Source organism: Dyella sp. GSA-30, from assembly GCF_027924605.1.
Classification (GTDB): Bacteria; Pseudomonadota; Gammaproteobacteria; order Xanthomonadales; family Rhodanobacteraceae; genus GSA-30.
The window spans coordinates 4,421,139-4,446,993 of the sequence record NZ_AP027042.1; the positions used below are offsets into that span (position 1 = coordinate 4,421,139).

At 62.9% G+C, this 25,855-nt stretch carries 22 protein-coding genes; 13 read left to right on the forward strand and 9 right to left on the reverse strand.

The genetic code is table 11. The features are described from left to right. The first annotated feature begins 23 nt into the window (after positions 1-23). From QMG46_RS18655 to aat, 3 genes are all read left to right on the forward strand, one after another. Positions 24-1,157: a GNAT family N-acetyltransferase gene (locus QMG46_RS18655; RefSeq protein WP_281849371.1), complete on the forward strand. Its 1,134-nt coding sequence runs from the start codon at positions 24-26 to the stop codon at positions 1,155-1,157. Between the two features lie 154 nt (positions 1,158-1,311). Next, positions 1,312-2,370 carry an alpha/beta fold hydrolase gene (locus tag QMG46_RS18660; protein WP_281849372.1) on the forward strand — a complete coding sequence of 353 codons (1,059 nt, stop codon included), beginning with the start codon at positions 1,312-1,314 and terminating at the stop codon, positions 2,368-2,370. Between the two features lie 10 nt (positions 2,371-2,380). After that, positions 2,381-3,142: a leucyl/phenylalanyl-tRNA--protein transferase gene (aat, locus tag QMG46_RS18665; RefSeq protein ID WP_281849373.1), complete on the forward strand. Its 762-nt coding sequence runs from the start codon at positions 2,381-2,383 to the stop codon at positions 3,140-3,142. 3 nt (positions 3,143-3,145) lie between these two features. On the opposite strand, the gene QMG46_RS18670 is transcribed toward aat, so the two are convergent. The 4 genes from QMG46_RS18670 to QMG46_RS18685 all read right to left on the reverse strand — a co-directional run bounded on the left by QMG46_RS18670 (position 3,146) and on the right by QMG46_RS18685 (position 8,307). Next, a complete protein-coding gene (locus tag QMG46_RS18670; protein ID WP_281849374.1) occupies positions 3,146-3,973 on the reverse strand; it encodes an HD-GYP domain-containing protein in 828 nt (275 codons plus the stop codon). 133 nt (positions 3,974-4,106) lie between these two features. Continuing rightward, complete coding sequence (locus tag QMG46_RS18675) at positions 4,107-4,796, reverse strand: class I SAM-dependent methyltransferase (RefSeq protein WP_281849375.1); 690 nt, start codon at positions 4,794-4,796, stop codon at positions 4,107-4,109. Next, complete coding sequence (ispG, locus tag QMG46_RS18680) at positions 4,797-6,065, reverse strand: flavodoxin-dependent (E)-4-hydroxy-3-methylbut-2-enyl-diphosphate synthase (RefSeq protein ID WP_281849376.1); 1,269 nt, start codon at positions 6,063-6,065, stop codon at positions 4,797-4,799. A gap of 286 nt (positions 6,066-6,351) precedes the next feature. Then, positions 6,352-8,307 (reverse strand): acetyl-CoA hydrolase/transferase C-terminal domain-containing protein, encoded by a 1,956-nt coding sequence (locus QMG46_RS18685; protein WP_281852924.1) that lies wholly within the window; start codon positions 8,305-8,307, stop codon positions 6,352-6,354. 63 nt (positions 8,308-8,370) lie between these two features. Here QMG46_RS18685 and QMG46_RS18690 point away from each other — a divergent pair, with 63 nt between their 5' ends. The 4 genes from QMG46_RS18690 (at position 8,371) to QMG46_RS18705 (ending at position 14,482) form a co-directional block, all read left to right on the forward strand. Beyond that, the gene (locus QMG46_RS18690) at positions 8,371-9,852 is read left to right on the forward strand and encodes a phospholipase D-like domain-containing protein (RefSeq protein ID WP_281849377.1); all 1,482 of its coding nucleotides are present in this window, start codon (positions 8,371-8,373) and stop codon (positions 9,850-9,852) included. A 93-nt stretch (positions 9,853-9,945) separates the two neighbouring features. After that, positions 9,946-11,331, forward strand: a complete 1,386-nt coding sequence (gene xseA / locus QMG46_RS18695; protein WP_281849378.1) for an exodeoxyribonuclease VII large subunit — start codon at positions 9,946-9,948, stop codon at positions 11,329-11,331. A 63-nt stretch (positions 11,332-11,394) separates the two neighbouring features. Continuing rightward, a complete protein-coding gene (locus tag QMG46_RS18700; protein WP_281849379.1) occupies positions 11,395-13,038 on the forward strand; it encodes an acetolactate synthase large subunit in 1,644 nt (547 codons plus the stop codon). Positions 13,039-13,051: 13 nt separating this feature from the next. Further along, entirely contained in the window at positions 13,052-14,482 is a 1,431-nt protein-coding gene (locus QMG46_RS18705; protein ID WP_281849380.1) for an aldehyde dehydrogenase family protein, read from the forward strand. Between the two features lie 660 nt (positions 14,483-15,142). Here the strand turns inward: QMG46_RS18705 and QMG46_RS18710 are convergent. After that, positions 15,143-15,889, reverse strand: a complete 747-nt coding sequence (locus QMG46_RS18710; protein ID WP_281849381.1) for a YdcF family protein — start codon at positions 15,887-15,889, stop codon at positions 15,143-15,145. 106 nt (positions 15,890-15,995) lie between these two features. Between QMG46_RS18710 and QMG46_RS18715 the strand changes: the two genes are divergently transcribed. From QMG46_RS18715 to QMG46_RS18740, 6 genes are all read left to right on the forward strand, one after another. Further along, positions 15,996-17,420, forward strand: coding sequence for a lipase family protein (locus QMG46_RS18715; RefSeq protein ID WP_281849382.1), 1,425 nt, complete (start codon positions 15,996-15,998; stop codon positions 17,418-17,420). A gap of 51 nt (positions 17,421-17,471) precedes the next feature. Next, positions 17,472-18,026, forward strand: a complete 555-nt coding sequence (locus QMG46_RS18720; protein ID WP_281849383.1) for an RNA polymerase sigma factor — start codon at positions 17,472-17,474, stop codon at positions 18,024-18,026. Continuing rightward, positions 18,023-18,961 (forward strand): hypothetical protein, encoded by a 939-nt coding sequence (locus QMG46_RS18725; RefSeq protein WP_281849384.1) that lies wholly within the window; start codon positions 18,023-18,025, stop codon positions 18,959-18,961. The genes QMG46_RS18720 and QMG46_RS18725 overlap by 4 nt, the downstream gene beginning before the upstream one ends. Next, positions 18,958-19,554: an IMPACT family protein gene (locus QMG46_RS18730; protein WP_281849385.1), complete on the forward strand. Its 597-nt coding sequence runs from the start codon at positions 18,958-18,960 to the stop codon at positions 19,552-19,554. The genes QMG46_RS18725 and QMG46_RS18730 overlap by 4 nt, the downstream gene beginning before the upstream one ends. Positions 19,555-19,709: 155 nt before the next feature. Beyond that, on the forward strand, positions 19,710-20,804 hold the full coding sequence (locus QMG46_RS18735) for an acyltransferase family protein (protein ID WP_281852925.1): 1,095 nt from the start codon (positions 19,710-19,712) through the stop codon (positions 20,802-20,804). 74 nt (positions 20,805-20,878) lie between these two features. Next, a complete protein-coding gene (locus QMG46_RS18740; RefSeq protein ID WP_281849386.1) occupies positions 20,879-22,651 on the forward strand; it encodes an ABC transporter transmembrane domain-containing protein in 1,773 nt (590 codons plus the stop codon). 114 nt (positions 22,652-22,765) lie between these two features. Here the strand turns inward: QMG46_RS18740 and QMG46_RS18745 are convergent, their stop codons facing one another. The 4 genes from QMG46_RS18745 to QMG46_RS18760 all read right to left on the reverse strand — a co-directional run bounded on the left by QMG46_RS18745 (position 22,766) and on the right by QMG46_RS18760 (position 25,782). After that, positions 22,766-23,515, reverse strand: a complete 750-nt coding sequence (locus QMG46_RS18745; protein WP_281849387.1) for a copper homeostasis protein CutC — start codon at positions 23,513-23,515, stop codon at positions 22,766-22,768. Next, positions 23,512-24,552 carry a glycosylasparaginase gene (locus QMG46_RS18750; RefSeq protein ID WP_281849388.1) on the reverse strand — a complete coding sequence of 347 codons (1,041 nt, stop codon included), beginning with the start codon at positions 24,550-24,552 and terminating at the stop codon, positions 23,512-23,514. Before QMG46_RS18750 ends, QMG46_RS18745 begins: the two co-directional genes overlap by 4 nt. Before the next feature lie 100 nt (positions 24,553-24,652). Further along, entirely contained in the window at positions 24,653-24,859 is a 207-nt protein-coding gene (locus QMG46_RS18755; RefSeq protein WP_281849389.1) for a cold-shock protein, read from the reverse strand. Between the two features lie 173 nt (positions 24,860-25,032). Further along, on the reverse strand, positions 25,033-25,782 hold the full coding sequence (locus tag QMG46_RS18760) for an S-methyl-5'-thioinosine phosphorylase (RefSeq protein WP_281849390.1): 750 nt from the start codon (positions 25,780-25,782) through the stop codon (positions 25,033-25,035). Positions 25,783-25,855 lie beyond the last annotated feature (73 nt).

Below are 25,855 nucleotides of genomic sequence, written 5' to 3' on the forward strand. Positions count from 1 at the left end.
TTCTCGCCCTTAAAGTCTCCCGAGTGATCGAAGCCCGCTTCCACGAAAGCATCGCCGACTTGCCCGCTGCCGCCTGGGATGCCCTGCTCCCGGATGACAATCCTTTTCTGTCGCATGCGTTTCTGTCGGCGCTGGAAACCACCGGCTGCATCCGGGACGATTTTGGCTGGCGCGCGCATCACCTCGTGCTGCATGAAGGCGACAAGCTGGTCGCCGCCGCGCCGCTTTACCTCAAGGGCAATTCGCACGGCGAGTTCGTGTTCGACTGGAGCTGGGCGGGCGCCTGGGAGCGCGCCGGTGGCGACTACTATCCCAAGCTGCTCAACGCCGTGCCCTATTCGCCGGTGACCGGCGCGCGTCTATTGGTCGGCAACACGGCCGAAAGCGATCTGCGACGCCAGGCGCTGGTTGCAGCCATGCGCGCCCAGGTCGATCGCTACGGTCTGTCATCGGCGCACGCGAACTTTCTTACCGATGACGATCTGCCAGCGTTTGACGAACACTGGCTGGCACGCTCGGATGTGCAGTTTCACTGGCCCAACCGCGGCTACAGCGATTTCGGCGATTTTCTCGCGGCGCTCAATCACAAGAAGCGCAAGAACATCCGCCATGAACGTGGCCAGGTCATGCAGAGCGGCATGCGCATCGAAATGCGCGGCGGCGATTCGCTCGACGCCGAGCAGTGGCATCAGATCCATGCGCTGTACGAATCGACGTTCGACGCCAAGGGCAATCATGCTGCGTTGACCGAAGCTTTTTTCGTCGACCTGGGCCAACGCCTGGGCGATCGTGTCCAGGTGGCGATCGCACGCAGCGGCTCGACCATCTTTGCGATGGCGATGTTCTTGCGCAGCAGTCACACCTTGTACGGACGTTACTGGGGCGCCACGGTCGACCTGCCCGGCCTGCACTTCGAGCTGTGCTACTACCAGGGCATCGCCTATGCGATCGAACATGGTCTGCAACGGTTCGAACCGGGCGCGCAGGGCGAACACAAGCTCGCACGCGGGTTTCTGCCGGTGCGCACGCATTCACGCCACTATCTTGCCGACGAAGGTTTTCGCGACGCAGTACGCCAGGCCTTGAAACGCGAGGCCTTGCATATGGATGGGTATGCACAGGATTTGATGGAGCATAGTCCGTATGCGCAGCGGTGAGATTCAAAAGCGCCCCCTCACCCCCGGATCAAGTCCGGGGCAGGCTCCAACCCTCTCCCCCGGCAGAGCCAGGGGAGAGGGAGTTCGACTGAGGCAAGTTCTGCCCCCTCTCCCCTGGCTTCGCCGGGGGAGAGGGTTGGGGTGAGGGGGCGCTTTGATCAAGCCCGCCTCGGTCGCACTCTACGTAGCCACCCTATGCGCCGCACACGCAGCCACCTTCCCTACCGTGCCATCGATCGAATATACCCACGCCCACACCCTGGTCGACATCGATCACGGCCGACGACTGAATCTCTTCTGCCTGGGCCAAGGCGCGCCGACGGTCATTTTCGAAGCCGGGTTGGGCGAAGACTCGATAGCGTTTCGCAAAGTCCAACGGGCCGTGGCGGGTTTTACGCGCGCCTGCTCGTATGATCGTGCGGGCTTCGGTTTCAGCGACGCCGCGCAACGACCCTCCGATGCGTTGCATATCGTCGACGACCTGCATCGGTTGATTCATCGTGCCCCGCTGACAACACCGGTTGTACTCGTCGGTCACTCGAGCGGCGGCCTCTACGAAAGTCTTTACGCCGCAAGCTTTCCCAACGATGTCGCGGGCCTGCTATTTGTCGACCCGGCGTTTGTCGGACAAGACGACGTCATTACCGCGAATTGGACAGCTGCGGAAAAACAGGCGTGGAAGGCAGAGGACGCCAACGATATGGATCAGGCCAGGCAATGTCTTGCGTGGGCCACGCAAGGCAAGCTGCAGCGGCCTCAGCATGCCGCCTGCCTGGACGATCCGCCCAATCCGGACCAGCTCATTCACCGTGCGCTCGATCGCGAAAGCAGTCAGGCCAAACAACAGGCCGCGTATGTATCGGAAATGGAACAAGGTATCGCTCCGCCCGGCGGCGGCCTTTCGCCCACCGAACTCGAAGTTCGCCATGCGCACCCGAATTTCGGTGACATGCCGCTGGTGGTGCTGACGGCCGGAAATCAATTTCACGACTACCCGCTGGCGCAAGCCAGCGCCGCCCGAGCTGCCTGGATGGCTGGCCACGACCGCATCGCAAATCTGTCCACCCAGGGTCGCAATATTTTGATTCCGCTCAGCGGGCACGACATCCAGGGAGATCGCCCCGATGCGGTCGTGAAATACATCAGGCAAATGGTGATGCGGATAAGAAAGGGCGCATGCGCACCCGAGAAAAAAGCCGCCGCCGTAGGTTAGGCTAAGCCCCATGTCAGCAACGCTCACCCTGCCCCTACTCGACAGCACGCGGCCGGAGCGCTTCCCCAACCCGCGCAACGCGCTGCGCGAGCCCAATGGGCTGTTGGCGTTTGGCGGCGATCTGACTCCGCGCCGGTTGTTGGCCGCGTACTCGCAGGGCATCTTTCCGTGGTTCAACGACGACGAGCCGATTCTGTGGTGGTCGCCCGATCCGCGCTGCGTTTTTCATACCGCCGAACTGCACGCCAACCGCAGCCTGCGACGGCTGTTGGGCCGCCAACGCTGGCGCGTCACCATCGACCATGCCTTCCGTGAGGTGGTCGAAGCCTGCGCCTCGCCACGGCCGGGACAGATCGGGACCTGGATCATTCCGGCCATGGTCCAGGCCTATGTGGCGCTGCATAAGACCGGCCATGCGCATAGCGTGGAAGTATGGGATGGCGAGCGGCTGGTCGGTGGCGTCTACGGCGTCGCGGTCGGCCGGCTGTTCTGTGGCGAATCGATGTTCAGCCGCGAAAGCGGCGGCTCCAAGCTGGCCTTGATCGCCCTGGCGCGGCTGCTGCGGGGCTGGGATTTTCCTCTGATCGATGCCCAGGTCACCAACCCGCATCTGCTGAGCATGGGCGCCGTGGAATACCCGCGCGCGCAGTTCTTGCGCGTGGTGGCGCAGCTCAACCACCTGCCTGGTCAGCCGGGTAACTGGTCGGAGTTTACGCCGCAGCTGTTGGCGCGCCTGTGCGACGAAGGTCTGGTCGCTGGCGATGCCATCTGATCACTAGATCGAGAGCAACTCGGGCACCTCGTTGGTGCCCAGCAAAACCAGTTCGTCGTAATGCGCAAGGAACAGTTTCACCAGGTGCGGATCGAGCTGACTGCCGGCGGCATTACGCAAATAGTCGATGACCTGGTCTTCCGGCCACGCGGGCTTGTACACGCGCGGATGACTGAGTGCATCCCATACGTCCACCACACTGAAGACCCGTGCTGCCAACGGAATCATTTCCCCGCTCAAGCCTTGCGGATAACCGGCACCGTCCCAGCGTTCATGATGCGCGAACGGGATATCGGTGGCATCACGCAGAAACTCGATCTGCCGCAACATCTCATGACCGATGCGCGTATGGGTTCGCATCACCGCGATTTCGTCCGGGGTGAGCGGGCCTGCCTTGACCAATACGCTATCGGGCAAGGCCAGCTTGCCTATGTCGTGCAACAAGGCACCGAAACGAAGATTGCGCAGCGCCTGCCCGCGTATCCCTGCAAGCCGCGCCAGCCCGGTGGCCATGCGCATGACGCGCTCGGAGTGGTCGCTGGTTTCCTTGTGCCGGATGTCCATGGCCGAAACCAGCACCTGCAGTGACTGCAGATGGCCATCGCGCAGTCGCTGGTTGACCCGATCCATACGGCGCATATCGCGCGAAACCAGCCAGTAGATCAGTACGCCGGTGCATACGACAAAGAACGAGCCCTTGAGGACCATGACCCGATAAAACAGGTACCGGTCGTGCAAGACGGCCACCAGCAACCGATCGGATAGCCAGATCCACAGCACCGATACGATGACGTAAATCAACGCAATACGCAGTTGCGGCTTGATCGTCACTCCGGATGTCCTCCGCGGCGTCAGCCCCCTGTCGAACCGCCGCTTGTCACGGCAAGCCCGAGCCACCCTCTGCGCCCCAAGGTAGCCCTACGGCTTATTACCTCATCTGAGCACGTTGTGCGAGTCCGGCAGGTCACGCCGAAACTTGAGTGGCGGCCTTGAGTATGAACACGATCGAGGCAGGACGACCCGTACGAGGGTGCAGCGGCTCATCCAGCGCTGAGATATACAGGCCCGCTGCGGCGAAACTGGCCTGCCACCCTGCCAGCGTCCGGAAGTACCAGGGAGCGGCCTGACCGAAGCCATCGCCACAGCCTGCCCAGGAGCCATCGCGCCAACCGTCCAGGTAGAGGGCACTGCTGTCGGCCAAGGGGTGCAGGGTCTGGATCAGCAAAACGCCACCCGGCTGCAGCATGGTCGGCATGGCCTTGAGCAAATCGTCGACCGACGCCTTGCCCAGCAAGGAAAAATTGCAGATCACCGCGTCGAAGCGTTCAGGCAATGCGCCGGCGGCAAGATCCGCATAGGAAAGCTCTCGAAAATCGCCGCCCTGCATGCGTGCCGCGACGAGCAGCTCGGGCACGGTATCGACGCCGGTCACCTGCAATCCGGCCTTGCTCAGGCGATGCGCCAGCCAGCCTTCGCCGCAACCGACGTCGAGTACACGACGCGGCGCCTGGGCAAGCACGGCACGCACGATGGCTTCGTCGGTTACCAGCCTGCGACTTTCGATGGTCTGTTCGCGAACGGCACGCGTCCAGGGCGCGGCATTGCCGTGCCAGACGTCGACGATGGCTTGCTCTTTATCGTCGACGCGAGTCACTCAGGCACCGCGTGCGACGTATTTGCTGGCAACGTAGTTGTCGAGGATACCGACGAATTCCGCGGCGATGTTTTCGCCACGCAAGGTCATCGCCTTCTCGCCATCGATAAACACGGGTGCCGAGGGAGCCTCGCCATTACCCGGCAACGAGATACCGATATTGGCGTGCTTGGATTCGCCCGGGCCGTTGACCACGCAACCCATCACCGCGAGGGTGAGGTTTTCCACGCCGTCGTATTTCACGCGCCACTCAGGCATTTTCTCGCGCACGTGCTCCTGCACCGTCTTGGCCAGCTCCTGGAAAAATTCGCTGGTGGTACGGCCGCAGCCCGGGCAGGCGGTGACCAAGGGCGTGAATGCACGCAGGCCCATCGTTTGCAGTAGTTCCTGCGCGACGATGACTTCGCCCGTGCGTGCCCCGCCCGGTTCGGGCGTCAACGAAATACGAATGGTGTCGCCAATGCCTTCCTGCATCAGCACGGCAAGTGCGGCGCTGGAGGCAGTAATGCCTTTCGAGCCCATGCCCGCTTCGGTCAGGCCCAGATGCAAGGCGTAGTTGCAACGCGCGGCCAGATCGCGATACACCGCGATCAGTTCCTGCACGCCCGATACCTTGCACGACAGGATGATGCGGTCGCGCGCCAGCCCGATCTCTTCGGCACGCGCCGCTGAGTCGAGCGCCGAACGGATCAGGGCTTCGCGTGCGACATGCGCCGCATCCCAGGGCTGGGCGCGTAGTGCGTTCTCGTCCATCAGGGTCGCGACCATGCTCTGGTCGAGCGAACCCCAGTTGGCACCGATGCGCACGGGCTTGCCGTACTGGATCGCCTTTTCGATGATCGCGGCGAACTGGCTGTCTTTCTTCTTGCCGAAACCGACGTTACCCGGGTTGATGCGGTACTTCGCCAGTGCTTCGGCACACGCCGGCTCGGCTTCGAGCAGCTGGTGGCCGTTGTAGTGGAAGTCGCCGATGATCGGCACGTTCACGCCCATCATTTCCAGGCGTTCGCGAATGCGCGGCACGGCAGCGGCGGCGGCCGGCGTGTTGACCGTAATGCGCACCAGTTCGGAACCCGCGCGCGCCAGCTCGGCAATCTGCTTGGCGGTGCTGGCCGGGTCCTCGGTGTCGGTATTGGTCATCGACTGGACCACGATGGGTGCACCGCCACCGACGATGACCTTGCCGATCTGGACGCCGACACTGGGACGTCGCGGCTCGGGTTCGGCCGTGGCGGCCAAGAGGGTGGAACGCTGGTCGATCACGCTCATGTACGAAATAACCGGAGGCTGGAGCCGCCATCAGGGCGGCGGCTGGGGTATCAAGGATACTTCATGCGGGCTGGCGGCTTCATGACAAACCGGGGCGACCCTTGGGAAGGCGTTGAATGGCCTTGTTTTTTGTCAGCTGGGCTTGCGGCGTATTGCGACTTAACGGAGCCCCGAAAACCTCACCTACTCGTCATCCCGGCGAAGGCCGGGACGACGATGAAAACAGAGGTTCTTCGAGGCTCCGTTCGGTCGCAGCCGCCTCGCCACAACACCACCGGAAATGCGGTTATCGCCGCTCGCCCCTACGCAAGGCAGCCACCAGCAGCCGTCGCTCGATACGCCCCTTGATACCCAACCCATGCGGGTCGGCCAGATTCATCCGTTGCAGCGCTTCATCTTCGCCGGGTATGAACTCGCCCGGCCGGAACGCGGCACGCACCAGACCCCACTTGCCACGCAAACTGTCGCTGGACGATTTCAACCAGGACAAGGCAGGAAGCAATTGCCGCTCCACTTCGGTGAAATCGGAACCGAACGGAAACTCCGGTAACAGGCCCTTACGCCGCAAAGGATCCAACGCCTCGCGCAGATTTTCCGGCGTGTTGCGACGCCATTTTTCCGGAATCTGAAAGTCGGCCGCGAGCTTGCCGTTGGATTTGGCCTCCGCACAAAGCGCATCGAGAAAACGCGCGTCGGTGATCGCAAGCATCGCTTCGATGCATTCGCTGTCGGTCTTGCCGCGCAAGTCGGCCACGCCGTATTCGGTGACGAAGATATCGCGCAGATGACGCGGGATCGTGGTGTGGCCGTAGTTCCAGCGGATATTGGACTGCACCGTGCCACGCACGCGGCGGGTCGAACGTAGCAACAGGATCGAACGCCCTTCCGGCAGCTCGTGCGCCATCGCAACAAAGTTGTACTGCCCGCCGACGCCGCTGACGACATGGCCGTCATCGAGTCCGTCCGACACCGCCGAACCGAGCAAGGTGGCCATCATGCAGGTATTGAAGAAACGCGCGCCGCGCCGCTGCAGCGTGGCCAGCGCCTGATGATCGCCGTACAACTGGTTGACGTTGGAGACGCGGCACATGTCGATCGCATCCGGATCGCTTTGCTCGGTCGCATGCAGCCACTCGTACAGTTCGCGCGAACCGAGAAAAAAAGCACCGCGCAGGTAATGCCCGCCCGGCGTGTGCGAATCCAGGCGCCCTTCGGCCGAGGCGCGTTCCAGTGCCAGCGTGTCCCAGGAGCGACGCTTGATAATGCCCACGCGCGCCAGCTGCATGAAGCCATCCATCACCATCTCGCTCGCGCCGTACAGGCCTCGCACGAATGGCGCCAGGCCACCGCCGCGCGCGGCCAGCTTGTGCGTGACGCGTGATGTATCCAGTGCAACCAGCGCGCGACGCCAGTGCACATTCTCTTGTTGGCGCAACATCAGCGCCTTGACCAGCGCATCGGACAAGGTGCCGATACCGATCTGCAGGCAGCCGTCGTCCTTGATCAAGGCACTGGCATGCAGGCCAAGCGCGTATTCGGCGACATCCACCTGCGCGCGTGGCAACGCGAACAATCGCGGTGAGTGCGACGGGGTCAGTTCGATATCGAAGAATTCCGCCGGCACCTCGGCATCGCCGCCCATATAAGGCAACTGTGGATGCACCACCGCCACACACAAGGGCCGGGGCTTGCCGCTGGCCTTGATGCGGGCGAGAAAATCCAGCGTCAGGTCCGGGTTGCACGAGAGGCTGTAGCGCGGCCCTTCGGGCGTCTCGCGGCGGGCAACCAATTGCACCAGCAGGTTGATCTCCTGCTCGACCAGGTCGCGTGCGACATGGGTGTAGTTCTGGCTGATGTAGTCGCGCTGGGCGCTACTGGAATGCAACAACGCACCGGACTGCATATAGAACTCGTGCACGGCAACATTGCCGGGCAAGGCGTTGCGCGCCTGGTCGACCGCGTAGGCCGGATCTTCGAAATCCTCGCCGAAATGGCGATCGAGAAACGGTTGCAGGAAGCGTGCTTCCAGACCCGGCGCGGGTCGGGGGCGGGTCAGTGAAAGTGCCGTGTACAAGCGCATCGAGCAGGACGCGTCATTGGCAGTCAGTCGATACAGAGCGTTCAGCAGCCCATGCGGCTTGCCCAGTCCCAGGGGCGCGGCGATACGCAGCGTCGAGCCCAGTCGCGCCATGATGTCCAGCGCACAGAGTTCCGTATCCGTGTGACGATGGGTGATCGACATGGCGCGATCATGACAGAAGCCAGCGACATTGCGCATACCCTCCGGTCCCCTACACTCAGCTTCATGTCAGCTCAGATTCCTGCGTCACCAAACCAGTCTCTTTCAAGCCAACGCCTGCTGGCCGAGCAAGCCCTCAGCCGGGCGGCCGGTGCGCCACTGCTGGGCGGCAATGCGATCGAACTGTTGATCGATGGCGCCGCGCATTACGAAGCGTGGCTGGCTGCCATCCGTGGCGCACGCGAACGGGTGCTGCTGGAGAACTACATCATTCGTGACGACGAGGTCGGCCGCGCCTTCCTCGACGCACTGGTCGAGCGCGCACGGCAAGGCGTGCTGGTGGCGGTGGTGTGCGACTGGATGGGATGCCTGGGTCAGTCGCGTGCCCGGTTCTGGGAACCGTTGCGCGCGGCGGGCGGCCAGGTCCGTGTGTTCAACCCGCCGAAGCTCGGCGAACCGCTCGGCTGGATCAGCCGCGACCACCGTAAGTTATTGGTGGTCGACGGGCGTATCGGCTCGCTGTCGGGCGTGTGCATCAGCGCCAAATGGTTGGGCGATGCCAAGCGTGGCATCGAACCCTGGCGCGACACCGGCGTGATGTTGCGCGGCCCGGCCGTGGCCGAGCTGGAGCAGGCGTTTGCGCAAAGCTGGAGCAGCATGGGCTCACCGCTGCCAAGCTTCCTGCCTGGCCTGGTTGAAGAAGCAGGCAGCGTCGAACTGCGTGTCATCGCCACGCAACCTGCTACCGCCGGCATGTATCGCCTGGACCAGCAAATAGCGGCCATGGCGCGCAAGTCGTTATGGCTGACCGATGCGTATTTCGTCGGCGTCGCACCCTATGTGCAAGCCCTGGCCGCGGCGGCGCAGGACGGCGTGGACGTCCGCCTGCTGGTGCCGGGCAGCAGCGATATTCCGTTGGTGGCCGGCATGTCGCGTTCCGGTTACCGCCCCTTGTTGAAAGCCGGCATCCGCGTCTTCGAATGGAACGGCTCGATGCTGCATGCCAAGACCGCGGTGGCCGATGCCCGTTGGGGACGGGTCGGCTCATCCAATCTCAATGTCGCCAGCTGGTTGAACAATCGCGAGATCGATGTCGCGGTGGAAGACGCCGGCTTTGCCACACAACTGGCCGAGCAATACGAACGGGATCTGGGCAATGCCACCGAGATCGTGCTCTTGCCACGGCGTCGGCGCACGGCGGCCGAAAGCATCCGTCGCAGTCAGCCGCGCCCACGGCGACGGCCCGGTGAGCGTAGTGGCAGTTCGAGTCGCGCGGCCGCCGGTGCATTGCGGCTGGCCAACAGTGTCGGTGCGGCCTTGAGCAACCGCAGGGTACTGGGCGATACGGAGACCGGCCCCCTGCTGTTGGGCACGGTGATACTGGCGGTCATCGCGGTCGTGGCGATCCTTTGGCCGGCCGCGATCGGCTGGCCGGTCGGCCTCTTCGCTGCCTGGTTCGCGCTCAACCTGGGTATCCGTACCTGGCGGATGCGTCGGCGACACCGACGGCGCCTGCAGGAAGCCGAAGATCAGCCCAGCGCCTCCTGAATCAATGCTTTAACTAAGCCATGTAAGTCGCTGTTCGATAACACTACGGCGAGCATCGGCTCGGCCGCGCAATCGTGCTAGTCTCGCGCTTTCATGCACAGCCCCGACGACTTCAACGACCAAGGCGGCGCCCCGCCACGGCAGATCCTCACCCCCAGCTCGCTGAACCGGCTGGTGCGCGGCCTGCTGGAAGATGCGCTGCCACTGGTGTGGATCGAGGGCGAGCTGTCGAATGTGGCGCGACCGGCTTCCGGGCATATCTATTTCACGCTCAAGGACAGCGACGCGCAGGTACGTTGCGCGATGTTCCGTCCCAAGACCACGCGGCTCACCTTCAAGCCGGTCGATGGCATGCATGTGCTGTTGCGTGCACGTGTCGGCTTGTACGAGCCCCGCGGCGAATTTCAGCTGGTCGCCGAACAGATGGAACCGGCCGGCGAAGGCGCACTGCGCCGGGAGTTCGAACGGCTCAAGACACAGCTCGGCGCCGAAGGCCTGTTCGACCAGGAACACAAGCAACCCCTGCCCCACTATGCGCGCCGGATCGGCGTGATCACCTCGGCGACCGGCGCGGCCATTCGCGATGTACTGAGCGTGCTGTCGCGTCGCTGGCCGCTGGTCGACGTGGAGGTGTTGCCTGTGCCTGTACAGGGACGCGAAGCACCGCCGGCAATTACCGCAATGTTGCGCAAGGCCTCCCGCAGCGGCCGTTACGACGTGCTGCTGTTGACCCGCGGCGGCGGATCGCTCGAAGACCTCTGGGCCTTCAACGACGAAAACGTCGCGCGAGCGATTTATGCCAGTGACGTACCTGTGGTTTCGGCGGTCGGGCACGAAGTGGATTTCTCGATCGCCGATTTCGTCGCCGACCTGCGCGCACCGACACCTTCGGCCGCCGCCGAACTGCTGGTACCCGATCGCGCGGCCAGCCTGCGTCATCTGCGCCAACTGCAGCAGCGCTTAGGTTCGCTGCAACAACGCCGGCTGCATACGCTGAGCCAGCGCAGCGATCATCTGTATGCGCGCCTGCAGGCACAGCGTCCGCAGGCGCGCCTGGCGCGCGACCACGAGCGGCTGAAGCATCTCTTGCGCCGCCTGCATGCGGTGCAACGCGAGCGCAGCCAGCAGCGACAGCGTCGGCTGGAACGCCTGCATGCCCGGTTGCTGGCTCGCCATCCGCGCCAGCAATTGCCCCTGCTGCAGCGACGGCTGGCCGAGCAGGACTTGCGCCTGCGTCGCGCCATCGTGCGCATCCTGGAACGCCGTCGCCAGGCACTCGACCAGGCCGGCCGGACGATGCATGCGGTCAGCCCCCTGGCGACACTCGACCGCGGTTATTCGATCCTGTTTGACGCGCAAGGACATGTATTGCGTTCGGCGGCGGGCGTCGAACCCGCGACCGAGGTACGTGCACGGCTGGCCGATGGTGAACTGAATCTGCGCGTGGTGGACGATCTCACATCGACTGAACGCGACTGATTGCATTCTTGGCCGTTGCTTGAACGCTGTTTAAGAGAACGCTGTTTAAGAATGGAGTGACGAATGAAAGCGGCTGCGTTGTTCGTAAAGGCTCTAGAGGCCGAAGGTGTCCACAGCATCTTCGGCGTTCCCGGCGAAGAAAACCTCGATTTTGTCGAAGCACTGCGCGAATCATCGATTCGCCTGATCGTTACCCGCCACGAACAGGCCGCCGGCTTCATGGCAGCGACCTGGGGCCGGCTGACCGGCGAAGCGGGTGTTGCGTTATCCACGCTCGGCCCTGGCGCCACCAATCTGGTGACGGCCGCGGCCTATGCCCAGCTCGGCGCCATGCCGATGCTGATGATCACCGGCCAGAAACCGATCCGCACGCATAAACAGGGCCTGTTTCAGCTGGTCGACGTGGTCGACATGATGCAGCCGCTGACCAAGTACACCCGCCAACTGGTGTCCGCGCCGACCATTCCGGCACGCGTGCGCGAAGCGTTTCGCCGCGCCGAAGAAGAACGCCCCGGCGCCGTGCACCTGGAGTTGCCCGAAGACATCGCACGCGACGAAGTGGATGAAATCATCCTGCTGCCGACCGAATACGCGCGCCGCCCGTCGCCCGACGATGCGGCGCTGGTGCAGGCCGCCGAAGCGATCAACAGCGCCAGGCATCCGATCCTGATGATCGGTGCGGCGGCCAACCGTCAACGCACTACTGTCGCCCTGCGCGCTTTCATCGACAAGCTCGGTATCCCGTTCTTTACCACCCAGATGGGCAAGGGCGTGATCGACGAGGCGCATCCGCTTTGGCTTGGCAATGCCGCCCTGTCCGATGGCGATTTCGTACATCGCGCCATCGACGCCGCCGATGTGGTGATCAATGTCGGCCATGACGTGGTCGAGAAGCCGCCGTTCTTCATGCACAAGGGACGGCGCACGGTTATCCATATCAACTTCTCGTCCGCGGAAGTCGACACCGTGTACTTCCCGCAGATCGAGGTGGTCGGCGACATCGCCCATACCGTCGAGCGGCTGACCGATGCGCTGAGCAAGCAGGAGCACTGGGACTTCACCTATTTCGACAAGGTGCGCAAGGCATTTCATCTGCAGCTCAAGCAGTACAGCGACGATGATCGTTTCCCGATGCATCCGGTGCGCATCGTCGACATCACGCGCCAGTTCATGCCCGACGATGGCGTGCTGTGCCTGGACAACGGCATGTACAAGATCTGGTATGCGCGCTATTACCGCGCACGCCAGCCCAATACCGTGTTGCTCGACAACGCGTTGGCCACGATGGGCGCCGGCCTGCCCTCGGCGATGGCGGCCAAGATGGTCTATCCGCATCGCAAGGTCATGGCGATCTGCGGCGACGGTGGTTTCATGATGAACGCACAGGAGCTGGAGACAGCGATTCGTCTCAAGCTCGATCTGGTCATCCTGCTGCTGCGCGACGACGCGTACGGCATGATCCGCTGGAAGCAGGCCGAAATGGGTTATGCCGACTACGGTATGCAACTGGGCAATCCCGATTTCGTCGCTTTTGCCGAAGCGCATGGCGCACATGGCCATCGCCCGCAGAGCGCCGCCGAGTTTCTGCCGATCTTGCAACGCGCCTTCGACCAGGGCGGCGTGCATCTGATCGACCTGATGATCGATTACTCGGAAAACCATCGCATCCTCAACGAAGAGATCCGCGAGCTCAGCGCCGCGGTCTGATCCGGAGTCTTCCATGCTTGAGAAAAGCTACCCCTACTACCTGGCCAACAAGGCACAAACGTCCAAGGAAATGATGGACGTAACGGACAAGTACACCGGCAAGCGCGCCACCCGCGTCGCCGTGCCCGATGCAGCAGCGGTGGAAAAAGCCATTGCTGCAGCGGTGAAAGCGACTGTACCGATGCGCGAGTTCAAGCCATGGGCACGCCAGGCTGTGTTGCAGCATTGCGCCGATCGTTTCGAAGCGCGCCGCGAAGAACTGGCCTATGCGCTTTGCGTCGAAGCCGGCAAGCCGATCAAGGATTCCGACGGCGAAGTCACCCGCCTGATCGAAACCTTCCGCATCGCCGCCGAAGAGGCCGTGCGCATCAACGGCGAAACCATCAACCTGGAAATCGCCAAACGCCTGGACGGCTATCACGGCTATACCAAGCGTGTGCCGCTCGGGCCGGTGTCGTTCATCACGCCGTTCAATTTCCCGTTGAACCTGGTCGCGCACAAGGTCGCCCCGGCGATCGCCGCGGGTTGTCCGTTCGTGCTCAAACCGGCCGAACGCACGCCGATCGGCTCGCTGATCATCGGTGAAATCCTGGCCGAAACCGACCTGCCCAAAGGCGCCTTTTCGATCCTCAACCTGGACGGCAAGCACGCCTCGCCCCTGGTCGAAGATCCACGCTTCAAGCTGCTGTCCTTTACCGGCAGCCAGATCGGCTGGGATCTGAAAACCAAGGCCGGCCACAAAAAAGTCACGCTGGAACTGGGCGGCAATGCGGCCTGCATCGTCGATGCCGATCAGGCCTCGAAACTCGACAAGGTCGTCGAACGCATCATCTTCGGCGCGTTTTACCAGTCCGGGCAAAGCTGCATCAGCGTGCAGCGCATCTACGTGCACGAATCGATCTACGACGAACTCAAGCGCAAGCTGGTGAACGCCACCAAGAAACTGAAATCCGGCGACCCGAAAAAGAAAGACACCTTTATCGGCCCGATGATCGATGAAGTCGCGGCGACACGCCTGCATGACTGGATCGAAGAAGCACGCAAGGCCGGCGCCAAACTGCTATGCGGCGGCAAGCGCACCGGCGCGATGCTGGAAGCGACCTTGATGGAGAACGTGCCCGAAACCGCCAAGGTCAATCGCATGGAAGTATTCGGCCCCTTCGCCCTGCTCGCACCGTTCAAGACATTCGACGACGTGGTGTCGATGGTCAACGACTCGGACTATGGTCTGCAGGCCGGCATATTCACTGACAGCCTCAATCATGCGATGCGCGCGTGGAACGAACTCGATCAGGGCGGCGTGATAGTCAACGATATCCCGAGCTTCCGCGTCGACAACATGCCGTATGGCGGGGCGAAGTATTCGGGCATCGGACGCGAAGGCGTGAAGTATGCGATCGATGATATGAGTGAGTTGCGGTTGATGGTGATTCGGGATTTGTGATGGTAGGAGCGAGTGGAGAGGAGTGAGGAGTAAGTAAGAGCGCCACCCCACTCCTTGCCCCAAACCTCCCTACTTCGTCATTCCGGCGCAGGCCGGAATCCATTCCTCAAGGTTTCCGCTAGCAAAACGTTATCTGACGAGCGAGAGCCTGAAGAATAGATTCCGGCCTGCGCCGGAATGACGAGAGGGGTAGGCGAAGGTGAAGGAACACCTTAAGTCCTCACTGCCGCGACGCCTCGCGCACAGATTCGGCGTACCTCAGAAGCGCCAGAAGCGTCCCCTGTCGGTTCGAGTAGGCGGTACGAACGGTTTTATCTCTCAATGCTGCTCAGAGCTCTTGATCCACAGGCCATTTCTCTTGGGTTACTTTCTCTTTACTCCGGACCTAAAGGTCCTCCGCCCTCCGGGCCGGCTTCGCCGTTCGCATGCGCTACGCGCAAGCGTGGGCCAGCAAAGAAAAAGTGACTCGCTCGCCGGCAGGCGAGTGAAACGCCCGCTGCGTAAGCGGCCAGGTCGCCGAAGCATCCCGGCAAGAACCAAACACTGACGCCACTGGGTTCCGGCCTACGCCGGAATGACGAAGTAGAAGAGTCACGTCAAGCATGACAGTCACTGGGTCCCGGCCTTCGCCGGGACGACGAGCTGAGGGGCAACAGCCCCCTACTTCACCTTCGGCGCATTCCAGCCCATAAACTCATAAACGTCATACCGCCAAGCCCCAACATACTCATGCAACGCCGCATCCGTCAGCGCCAGATTCCAAGCGGATGGCCACACACTCAACGTAGCCCCCATAAAATCCCCACGCACCGGCTCCGGCCGTATCCCGAAATGCGCGAAATAAAGCAGGCTACGACGAAGATGCAAACCTGAGCTCACCAGCCAGGTACGTTCGGGTTGATAACCATCCAGCAGCGGCCGACTGAACTGCGCGTTCTGCCAGGTACTGGCACTGCGTGGCTCGATGATCTGATCGCTCGCCGGCACACCCAGTCGCTCCAGCACCTTGCCATACACCACCGCCTCCGCCACACCGTGATGCTGTGGATCCCCACCGCTGACCAATACCTTGCAATCGCGATCGGCCAGGTGGCAGGAGCGATAAAGCTCGGCGGCGGTATCGATGCGGCCATAGGCAAACAGGGTCGGTTCGATATCGTCACCGCTTACTCGCTCCGTGCCCGCCCCTAGCAAGACGATGGCATTGCGCTGAGCCCAATCGGCATCGGTACGCAGGGCGTAAGGTGACTGCAGCCCGCTCATCAACCAGCGCGGAAGCGGCCCGCAACCGGCCAGCACCACCAGCAACGCAGACAGCCATAGCGCGGCCGTGCCCGTACGCGACCAACGCCAACGACGTAGCAACAGACCGACGATCAGCAAACAGGCGCAGATGCCAAGAATCATGGATATTCCCTCGTTGTTGCTATCAGCTTAGCCGCCTGATGCGACATACGTCGAACAGGCTGTCATCCGATCGCGCGATACTTCGGCCCAGGCAAGGAGTCGAATCATGACCACGCTGGTTTTCGTGCACGGCTGGAGCGTTACCAATACATCCACTTATGGCGAGCTTCCCACGCGGGTGCAGCAGCGCGCCGCGGCTGCCGGCCTGGGGTTGACGATTGCCGACCTGTGGCTTTCCGAATATGTGAGCTTTGACGACACCGTCACCATGGGCGACCTGGTGCGCGGCTTCGATCACGCACTGCGCGACCTGCATCTGCTCGACAGCCGCTTTGCCTGCGTCGCCCACTCCACCGGCGGCCCGGTAGTGCGCGAGTGGCTGCGGGCTCAACGCGAGCGGCCCGGTGCGCACAGCACGATCCGGCTCAGTCATCTGATCATGCTGGCGCCGGCGAATTTCGGTTCGGCGCTGGCGCAACTAGGCAAGGGTAGCCTGGGAAAATTGAAGTCATGGTTGAACCATGTCGAACCGGGCCAGCGGATACTCGACTGGCTGGAATTGGGTAGCGCCGAGTCGCTGTCGTTGAACCTCGATCACATTCATGGCGGCGATCCGGCAGCACATGGGCAGTTCCAATTCGTGTTGACCGGCGACCGTCCCGATCGCGCGCTCTACGATCACATCAACAGCTATACCGGCGAGGATGGTTCCGATGGCGTGATACGCGTCGCTGCTGCCAACCTCAATGCCCGGCACGCGGTGCTGACGCGCAACAGCGCGGACACGTTGGCGCTCAACGTCACCCAGGCACCACGCAGTGCATTCAAGCTGATTCCCGGTGCGTCGCACTCGGGCGATACGTCCGGCATCATGACCGCTGGAGCGGATCACACGGTCGACAGCATCGTGCGCTGCCTGCGTATCTCCGACGCAACCGGTTACGCCGCGCTGTGTAACGACTTCGACAAGGAAAACGCCGCGCGCAATCAGGAGCCGGTCGAGCTGGAACCGGTCGGTCCGTTTTCGCCGCGTGTACATATCCACGATCCGCGCAGCCTGTTGATCGTGCGGCTGACGGACGAAGCCGATGAGCCTTTAGTGGACAGTCGTTTCCTGTTGGAAGCGGGTACGCCACCGAACCCGGACTGGATGCCGCAGGGTTTCATGCTGGACAGACAGGCCAATTCGCGGGCGCGGCATGTGATCTCGATGTTCTTGAACCATGCGCTGCTCGCTGGTAGCGAACGCATCGCCGATCCCCGCGATGGCCGCAAGACGCTGCGCACCGCCGTCCAGGCGCATCGGCCGTACAGCGTCAACATGCAACCGGCCGACCTCACCGGGCTGGTACACCACGCGGCGGCCAACATGCGGCAAGGCGACGACCTGATGGACGTGCTGGGGCCGCATCAGACCACGGTGCTGGATGTGGTGATGCCGCGCAAGGTGCGCGAAGGCATTTTTCGGCTGACGCAAGTGCTGACGCCACGGGACTTCCGGGAGCCGACGGCGGGGAGCGTGATCCCGTAAACGGCGGTGCCATCTGGCACCTTCCCTACACTTTCCCTTAACCTCTATGCCATGGATGTCGCCGTGGACGAGGATGCAACGCTGATGCTGGCCTATGCGCAAGGCGACGTAGCCGCCTTCGAGGCTTTGTATGCGCGTCATCGTGCCAAGCTTTTCGGCTTCCTGTTGCGGGCCGCTCGCGACCGCAGTACTGCGGAGGAGCTGTTCCAGGACACTTGGAGCCGGGTGATCGCCGCCCGGGTGCGTTACCAGGCACAGGCCAAATTCAGCACCTGGTTGCTGCAGATCGCCCACAATCTGCTGATCGACAGCTACCGCCGCAAGCGCCCACTGGCCGAGGGCGAGGAAGCCGAGTTGGCACTGGCCCGGCACGAAATTCCGGAACACGAACAGCCCGAACACGCCCTATCCGATTTCGAGCACCGCCGACGCCTGCAGCTGGCGATCGAACAACTGCCCGATGAGCAACGTACTGCCGTGCTGCTGCGGCTGGAAAACGACTTGAGCCTGGAGGAAATCGCCCAGATCACCGGTGCCGGCCGCGAAACGGTTAAATCGCGACTGCGCTATGCCATGAACCGACTGCGCGAACAGCTGGCCGAATGACGACGCCACACGCCCCCGACGACGAACGCCTGCCCGGCGAAGACGAACTGTCTTCGCTGTACCGCAAGCTGCCGACCATCGAGCCGCCCGCCGCGCTCGATGCCGCCGTGCGTCGGGCAGCGGCCGAAGCGGTGAAGCCGGCGGTCGCCGTACACCGACGTGCACGTTGGCCTGTCGCGCTGAGTAGTGCCGCGGCATTGGTTATCGCCGCTGGTCTGGCTTGGCGTATGGGGCAGATGCCGAGCAAACAGGACGAACTTCGTGAGGCCGCAGTGCAGCACGAAGCACAGACGGTGGCGACGCAAGCACTACCTCCGGTGGATCACGAGCGAACAGCGGCACAGTCAAGCCCATCGTTGCAGGCACCGCCGAAAATCATCGCACCGCCCGAGCCAGCCAAGATCCCATCTCCGAAGGCTCTGGCGCAGCACAAACAAATGGTGCGACCGCAGCCCCCATTGGTAGAGGAGGCAAGCAGCAACCCGGTACCGGCGCCTCCTCCTGCCCCACCCGCACCGCCCGCACCACCTTCGGAAATCGTGGATCGACAGGCCGACGCGGCAATGAAAGCAGCGCCCGAGGCGGCACCGGCCGTCGCGGATCGGGCCGCGCAGGTCGAACGTGCCTTCCAGCAAGCTGGAGCCAGCTCGCAGTCCGCACCTGCACGCAGATCCGCTGCGCCGATGCCTACGCAGGCGATGCCCGCTCCGATGGCTCCGCCACCCATGGCGGAGCAAGCTATGCCCGCTCCTGCGCCGGTTAACGACATGAGCTTCGACAAGGCCGCTACGCCCGAGCAGGAGTTGCAGAAAATCCGCAGCCTTTTCGCCAGCAACCAGCGCGACGATGCGCGCAAGCGGCTGGCCGACTTCCACCGCGATCACCCCGACTACGAGTTGCCCGCCGACCTGCGCGACCAACTGCTGCAACCATGAGCGACACGCTGTACACGCTCGACGCTATCTGCCAGCACGCCGAAGAGATCAAGAAAAGCCGCTTCCTCGCCCAGGCCGCACCGGTAACCAAGGCCGATGACGCACTCGCCTTCGTGCGCCAGGTGAGCGACCCGGCCGCCACGCACAACTGCTGGGCCTACCGTATCGGTCAGGACTATCGCTTCAATGACGACGGCGAGCCCGGCGGTACCGCGGGACGTCCGATCCTGCAGGCGATCGAAGGACAAGGTATCGACCGCGCGGTGGTGGTCGTGACGCGCTGGTATGGCGGCATCAAGCTTGGCGCGGGCGGCTTGGTACGCGCGTACGGCGGCAGTGCGGCCGAATGCCTGCGCCGTGCACCGCGTACGCCGATCGTGGCGATGGCGCAGCTCGCGCTGCATTGCGAGTTCGGCGAACTGGCCCTGCTCAAGGCACGGCTCAAGGATTGGATGGCACAGATCGAGCACGAGGCGTTCGATGCTACCGGCGTGTCGCTGGTACTGGGCCTGCCCGAAAGTCTGGTCGACGAAGCGCAGGCACGGATCACCGATATGAGCCGCGGGCGCATCCATCCACGGCGTCTGCCATAAAAAAGCCAGTCGACCGCCCTGCATCGCGCAGCACGCACACCTAGACTCGGGCGCCTGCATCGCCGGCGTGGCGATGATGGAAGGGAAACCCAAGGATTCGCGTGAACCGTCTACCCGGTCTGGACCTGCTGCGTGCGATTGCCATCGTCTGGGTGATGACGTTTCACGCGTACATCGTCTGGGACATCACCGACGAGATCCGCCCTTACTGGCAATTCGGCTGGATGGGCGTGGATCTGTTCTTCGTGCTCAGCGGATATCTGATCGGCTCGCAGGTATTGAAGCCATTGGCGCGCGGCGAATCGCTGGACTTTAGCGACTTTTATCTGCGCCGCGCATTTCGCATCTTCCCCGCGTTCTTTGTCGTGCTGGCGCTATATGCGCTCTGGCCGGACTTTCGCGAACAGCCGGGCATGCAGCCGGTGTGGCAGTTCCTCACCTACACGATCAACCTGCTGATCGATACGACGAAGAACCTGGCTTTCTCGCATGTCTGGTCGCTGTGCGTGGAAGAACATTTCTACCTGCTGTTTCCCCTGCTGGCCTGGCTGCTGACGCGGCGCGCGTCACTGCGCAAGACGGTCACTGTCTGCCTGCTCATCCTGCTTGGCGGCATCGCGTTGCGCAGTTTTATCTGGCTGCACTGGATGCAACCCGTGCAGAACGCCGATGACAACCGCTACGGCACGATCTTTCTCGAACATATCTACTACGCCAGTTACTCGCGTCTGGATGGCCTGCTCGCCGGCGTGGTGCTGGCGACGATCCAGGTATGGCGGCCGGCGTGGTGGACACGCATACAGACGAAGGCCAATGGGGTCATGCTTGTCGGCCTGGCCGTGGTCGCCGCCGCCATGTGGATCTTTACCGACCGTACGGGTTTTGTAGCGACGTCGATCGGCTATCCGCTGCTTTCCCTGGGCCTGGCCCTACTGGTTTGCGCGGCAAGCAGCACGCAAAGCTGGTTGGGACGTTGGCGCGTTCCGGGTGCGGGATGGCTGGCGCTGGCCTCCTACAGCCTCTACCTGAGTCACAAGGCGGTGTTTCATCTGGCCCAGAAGGCCCTGGCGGCGTATCCGCAGGTCCACGGCCTGGCGGCATTCGCCTGCTACGCGCTGGCAACCTTGCTCGCCGGCGCCCTGCTTCACTACGCGGTCGAGCGGCCTTTTCTGCGATGGCGCGATGCCTGGCTGCGACGCCCTGCGCAAAAACAGCTATCCATCGGCGTTACCGACTCCGCCGGCGCTTGAGCTCGACGCGCTCAAATTGTTGAATGAGCGGGTAAAGCCCCCATGTGTGAGGCTTCCGAACCACGGCGATAGCGATGAGCGTACCCCCGGCGACCGACCCCAAGCCCCAACGCCGCCTTGGCGCGCTGGTTCAACTCTGGCCTTTCCTGAGACCACACCGTGCGTTGGCGATCGGCTGGCTGGTGTTTCTCGCTATCTCATCCAGCGCCACGCTGGTCCTGCCGGCCGCCGTGCGCAAGATCGTCGACCAGGGCTTCAGCGCTGCCAACGCCGAGGCGATCAACCAGACCTTTCTCGGCCTGTTCTGTGTGGCGGTCGTGCTGGCCTTTGCCACCGCCGCTCGCTACTTCTGCATCACCCTGCTCGGCGAGCGTGCCCTGGCAGCGATGCGCAGCCAGCTCTATGCCCATGTGATCCGACTCGACGTCGGCTTTTTCGAGCGCAGCCGCGTCGGCGAACTGACGTCGCGACTGGGTACCGACACTGAAGTGGTGCAGGCCCTGATCGGCTCGGGCATTTCCATTGCAGTGCGCAGCGTGGTGATGCTGATCGGCGCCACGGCAGCCATGATCTGGACCAGCCCACGCCTGGCCGGCCTGACCGGCCTGGTGATCCCGGTGGTGCTGTTACCGATCCTGATCTTCGGCCGGCGCGTGCAGAAGCTGTCGCGTGCCAGCCAGGACCGCCTGGCCGATGCCGCGGCGATCGCCAACGAAACGCTCAACGCGGCTCCCGCGGTAAAGGCGTATGCGCGCGAGGGCGTCGAAAGCGAGCGTTACGGCAGTGCCATTGCGCTCGCCCTGGCCACCGCACGTCGCCGCATCAGCGTGCGCGCGATTCTTACCGCCGCCATCATCGTGTTGTTCTTCGGTGCCATCACCCTGGTGCTGTGGGCCGGTGCGCATGACGTGCTCGACGGCACGATGCAAGCCGGCGTACTCAGCCAGTTCGTGTTGTATGCGCTGTTTTCCGCTGGCGCATTGATGAGCCTTTCCGAAGTCTGGGGCGACGTGCTGCGTGCCGCCGGCGCCACCGAGCGCATCAGCGAACTGTTCGCGGAAACACCGGAGATCGTCACGCGCGAGCCGGCCATCGCACTGCCGAAACCGACACGCGCCGCGCTGCGTTTCGAACATGTGGAGTTTCATTATCCGAGCCGCCCGGATGCACCGGCCTTGCACGACTTCACGCTGGACGTGCGCCCTGGCGAAACAGTCGCCCTGGTCGGCCCTTCCGGTGCGGGCAAGAGCACGGTGCTTGCGTTGCTGCTGCGTTTCTACGATCCGCAGCGGGGTCGCATCAGCTTAGACGGGATCGACCTGAAGGCATTGGCGTTACCCGAGCTGCGCGGAGCGATTGCGCTGGTACCGCAGGAGACGGTGATCTTCAGTGGCACGGCTGCGGACAATATCCGCTTCGGTCGCCAGGATGCCGGCGATGATGAAGTGCGAGAGGCGGCTGCTTCGGCCGAAGCGCATGAATTCATCAGTGCATTGAGTGGCGGCTATGCGTCGGAGCTGGGCGAGCGTGGTGTGCGCCTGTCCGGCGGTCAGCGCCAGCGTGTTGCCATTGCTCGCGCGATTCTGCGCGATGCGCCGTTGTTGCTGCTCGACGAGGCGACATCGGCGCTGGATGCACAGTCCGAAGCGGCTATTCAGAAGGCATTGGAGCGACTGGAGCGTGGCCGCACCACGCTGGTCATCGCGCATCGCCTGGCGACGGTGAAGCGTGCCGATCGCATCGTAGTGATGGATGGCGGGCGCATCGTGGCGCAGGGCACGCATGAGAGTCTGCTGGCCGAAGATGGGCTTTATGCGGAGTTGGCTCGATTGCAGTTTGTAGCTTGATGTAAGGCAAGAGCCCCCCTCACCCCAGCCCTCTCCCCCGGCAAAGCCAGGGGAGAGGGAGCAAAGCTTGCCTCAGTCCTGTTCCCTCTCCCCTGGCTTTGCCGGGGGAGAGGGTTAGAGCCTGCCCCGGACTTGATCCGGGGGTGAGGGGGCAAGCGCCGCAACCAGAGCGCGCACCTGCTCGACCTCCGAACGCCACTCCCCGCCCTGCATATCCCGCAGGCCATCAGGTTGCCAATGCATCCCGGAGGGCAACGCCTTCTTCGCCGAAGCATGAAACTCATCAGCCCCGGTTGCAGCCTTCAACGCGGCAACGTTCTGCGCCGACACACCCGCTCCAGGCATGATCGCGATGCGCCCCGCAGCCTGCAGCACCCATTGGCGAATCGATGCGGAACCTTCCGGCGCCGTTGCCTGACCACCTGAGGTCAACAGCCGCTCGCACCCAAGCGCAATGACGTCTTCCAAGGCTTGCCCGGGTGCACTCGTCAGATCGAAGGCACGATGAAATGTCACACCCAGCTTCCCCGCGGCATCGACAAGCGGCCGGCAACGCGCCTTATCGACATGGCCATCGGCATCCAGCACGCCAATGACCACACCGTCGCAACCCTGCGCGGCGCAGTACTCGATGTCGCGCTGCATCGCCTCGCATTCCAGGTCGTTGTAAAGAAAATCGCCCGCACGCGGGCGTATCAGCACATAGACGGGAATACGCAGGCGCTCGCGCACCATCGCGATGGTCGCCGGCGACGGCGTCAAACCACCCAGTTCGAGCGCACTGCACAGCTCCACGCGCGATGCGCCACCCTCTTGCGCAGCCAGCGCAGAGGCAACCGAATTGACGGCAATTTCCAGGGTCATGTGAAGCTCGTCGTGTAGACGCTTTGCGAAGGAACCAGGCCATCCTGTTTCTTTGCATCGCAGATGGCATACGAGAAACCATGCTGGATCGCATACGCGCCGACTTCGCCGTGACGGTTCATGGCGAGAAAGCCCACCTGCAAGGTCTTGGATGCTTCGCGCCGGCGCTTGACGATACGCATCACCGCTTCCTGGCAGGCCTCCTGCGGCGAGCGTCCCTGGCGCATCAGCTCGACGACCAGAAAACTACCGGCATTGCGGATCACTTCTTCGCCCACGCCGGTCGACGTCGCACCGCCCACCTCGCCGTCCACGTAGAGACCGGCGCCGATGATCGGACTGTCACCGACGCGACCGCGCATCTTCCACGCCATACCGCTGGTGGTGCAGGCACCGGCCAGGCGACCCTGGTCGTCGATCGCCAACATGCCGATGGTGTCGTGATTGTGGGCGCCACCGGGCAGGCCGGTCTTGCCGTAGTCGTGTACTTCGCTATTGATCGAAGGCTCGTAGTGCGCGGTCTTCAACCATTCTTTCCAGGCCTGCTCCGATTCGGGCGTCAGCAGGTTTTCCTTCTTGAAGCCCTGCTCGATCGCGAACTGCAAGGCACCTTCGCCGACCAGCAAGACATGTGGCGTGCGCTCCATGACGCGGCGCGCCACACTGATGGGATGGGCAATGTGCTCCAGCGCCGCCACGGCACCGCAGTTGCCATCGGCATCCATGATGCTGGCGTCCAGACTGACGTGACCGTCGCGGTCGGGATAGCCGGCGCGGCCCACGCTATGGTTTTTCAGGTCCGCTTCCGGCACCTGCACGCCCTGTTCCACGGCATCGAGCGCATGGCCGCCCTTGGACAGCACCGCCCAGGCCGCCTGGTTGGCAGCGACGCCAAAGTCCCAGGTGGAAATGACCCGCGCGGCACTTGCGGCCTTTGTCCTGGACACCGGCGCACCCTGCGCCGGCAAGGTACCGCTCAGCGCGAAGGCCGAGGCCCCCAGCAAGGAGGCTTTAAGAAAATCGCGGCGATCGCTCATGTTTTTAATCTCCGGGTTATTACTCATAAAAAAACCCCGCGCTATAAAGGCGCGGGGTTTTTCTTAAACACTGATCGGCAAGACGCCGGATCGAGATGACTTAGACAGCCACTTCGACGCCGGAAGCCTGGGCGCCCTTGGGGCCCGTGGTGACCTCGAACTTCACGCGGTCGCCTTCCTTGAGGCTACGGAAGCCCTTCGAATTAATTGCCGAGAAGTGAACGAACACATCTTCCCCACCGTCCTCAGGCGCGATGAAACCGAAACCCTTGGCGTCGTTGAACCACTTGACCGTACCGAAACGCATTGCGTGAACCTCTAAAATCATGGATTGGATACACCAAGGCCATGCGCCGAACCACAATCAACCCCTTGGTCCCCCGCCCCTGGCAAAGTGAAGTATCAACATGTTTGAGGGCAAAGCGCAATATCCGGAGGGGTACGGTCGACTTAAATCGATACTCGGAGCATCCCTAAAGGTCAGCTTTTGAGCAAAGCCGCAAGGATCTTCGGCACTTCGGCGGTGGCTGCCGCCAGGTGGGCGAATATTTCCTCGATGCTGATTTCTTCTTCATCGCCGCAGCCGGCAGCGAAGTTGGCCACCAGCGCCAGGCAGGCGTAATCGATTTCAAGTTCGCGCGCCAAGGCCGCCTCGGGCATGCCGGTCATGCCGACCAGATCGCAGCCGTCGCGTTTCAGACGAGCGATCTCGGCACGGGTTTCCAGCCGTGGTCCCTGGGTCGCGCCGTAGCAACCGCCGTCGATCACGGCAATGCCCGCATCGGCTGCCGCTGCCACCAATGACTGACGCAAGGCACGTGTGTAAGGCTCGCTGAAATCGATATGTTTGACCTCGGCGCCTTCGACATCGCAATAGCTTGTGTAACGGCCGTGCGTGTAGTCGATGATCTGGTCCGGCACCACGATGACACGCGGCCCCATATCGGCACGGATGCCGCCTACGGCATTGACGCCGATCACCCGGCGCGCGCCCAGACTGTGCAAGGCCCAGAGATTGGCGCGGTAATTGACGCGGTGCGGCGGAAGGCTGTGACTCTCACCGTGGCGCGCCATGAAGGCCACCCGCTTACCGGCAAAATCGCCAAGCACCACGTCGCCGGACGCCGCGCCATAGGGCGTGTTTACGGCATGGCGCTCGGTGTTTTCCAGGCCGGGGAATTTATACAGGCCGCTGCCGCCGATGACGGCCAGGTCGATGGGGAGGGACATAGTTGGGTATCTGGTGATGAGGAGTGAGAGAGCAAGAGCGAGGAGTGAGTGGAGAGGAGTGAGGAGTAAGAGA

Excerpts from the sequence above, each read along its gene's own strand:
- aat (WP_281849373.1), top strand. The coding sequence starts at position 2,381 with ATGTCAGCAACGCTCACCCTGCCCCTACTCGACAGCACGCGGCCGGAG.
- ispG (WP_281849376.1), bottom strand. The coding sequence starts at position 6,065 with ATGAGCGTGATCGACCAGCGTTCCACCCTCTTGGCCGCCACGGCCGAA.
- QMG46_RS18685 (WP_281852924.1), bottom strand. The coding sequence starts at position 8,307 with ATGTCGATCACCCATCGTCACACGGATACGGAACTCTGTGCGCTGGAC.
- QMG46_RS18690 (WP_281849377.1), top strand. The coding sequence starts at position 8,371 with ATGTCAGCTCAGATTCCTGCGTCACCAAACCAGTCTCTTTCAAGCCAA.
- xseA (WP_281849378.1), top strand. The coding sequence starts at position 9,946 with ATGCACAGCCCCGACGACTTCAACGACCAAGGCGGCGCCCCGCCACGG.
- QMG46_RS18700 (WP_281849379.1), top strand. The coding sequence starts at position 11,395 with ATGAAAGCGGCTGCGTTGTTCGTAAAGGCTCTAGAGGCCGAAGGTGTC.
- QMG46_RS18705 (WP_281849380.1), top strand. The coding sequence starts at position 13,052 with ATGCTTGAGAAAAGCTACCCCTACTACCTGGCCAACAAGGCACAAACG.
- QMG46_RS18710 (WP_281849381.1), bottom strand. The coding sequence starts at position 15,889 with ATGATTCTTGGCATCTGCGCCTGTTTGCTGATCGTCGGTCTGTTGCTA.
- QMG46_RS18715 (WP_281849382.1), top strand. The coding sequence starts at position 15,996 with ATGACCACGCTGGTTTTCGTGCACGGCTGGAGCGTTACCAATACATCC.
- QMG46_RS18720 (WP_281849383.1), top strand. The coding sequence starts at position 17,472 with ATGGATGTCGCCGTGGACGAGGATGCAACGCTGATGCTGGCCTATGCG.
- QMG46_RS18725 (WP_281849384.1), top strand. The coding sequence starts at position 18,023 with ATGACGACGCCACACGCCCCCGACGACGAACGCCTGCCCGGCGAAGAC.
- QMG46_RS18730 (WP_281849385.1), top strand. The coding sequence starts at position 18,958 with ATGAGCGACACGCTGTACACGCTCGACGCTATCTGCCAGCACGCCGAA.
- QMG46_RS18735 (WP_281852925.1), top strand. The coding sequence starts at position 19,710 with ATGACGTTTCACGCGTACATCGTCTGGGACATCACCGACGAGATCCGC.
- QMG46_RS18740 (WP_281849386.1), top strand. The coding sequence starts at position 20,879 with ATGAGCGTACCCCCGGCGACCGACCCCAAGCCCCAACGCCGCCTTGGC.
- QMG46_RS18745 (WP_281849387.1), bottom strand. The coding sequence starts at position 23,515 with ATGACCCTGGAAATTGCCGTCAATTCGGTTGCCTCTGCGCTGGCTGCG.
- QMG46_RS18750 (WP_281849388.1), bottom strand. The coding sequence starts at position 24,552 with ATGAGCGATCGCCGCGATTTTCTTAAAGCCTCCTTGCTGGGGGCCTCG.
- QMG46_RS18755 (WP_281849389.1), bottom strand. The coding sequence starts at position 24,859 with ATGCGTTTCGGTACGGTCAAGTGGTTCAACGACGCCAAGGGTTTCGGT.
- QMG46_RS18760 (WP_281849390.1), bottom strand. The coding sequence starts at position 25,782 with ATGTCCCTCCCCATCGACCTGGCCGTCATCGGCGGCAGCGGCCTGTAT.